Origin of the sequence: Salifodinibacter halophilus (assembly GCA_012999515.1) — a bacterium.
Lineage (GTDB): Bacteria > Pseudomonadota > Gammaproteobacteria > Nevskiales > Salinisphaeraceae > Salifodinibacter > Salifodinibacter halophilus.
This window is the reverse complement of sequence record JABEEB010000245.1, coordinates 1-273: the sequence shown is the minus strand read 5'-3', so window position 1 is coordinate 273 and position 273 is coordinate 1. Positions and strand designations below refer to the sequence as shown.

Annotated in this window: 1 protein-coding gene; it reads right to left on the bottom strand. The window is 70.7% G+C overall.

The genetic code is table 11. The features are described from left to right. On the bottom strand, nucleotides 1-273 hold a 273-nt coding region (locus HKX41_11510; protein ID NNC24759.1), incomplete at both ends, for an electron transfer flavoprotein subunit alpha/FixB family protein.

Below are 273 nucleotides of genomic sequence, written 5' to 3'. Positions count from 1 at the left end.
CTTCCACCGACGCACTGCCGCCCTTGGCCGCTTCCGGCCACGACGCGGTGCGCACGGTCGCGACCACGGTGTGATCGGCCGGGGCTTCGACGGTGACGATGGCGTTGCCGGCGTAGATCGGGCGCTTGAAGGTGTGGCTGGCTTCCACCGCCATCACGTCCGACACCTGGGCCACGCCGAGCAGCGCGGCCACGCACGGCATCAGGTCCTTGCCGAAGGTGGTCGAGGGGCCGAACACGTGGCTGTAGCCCTTGGCCAGCGCGGCGATCTGCG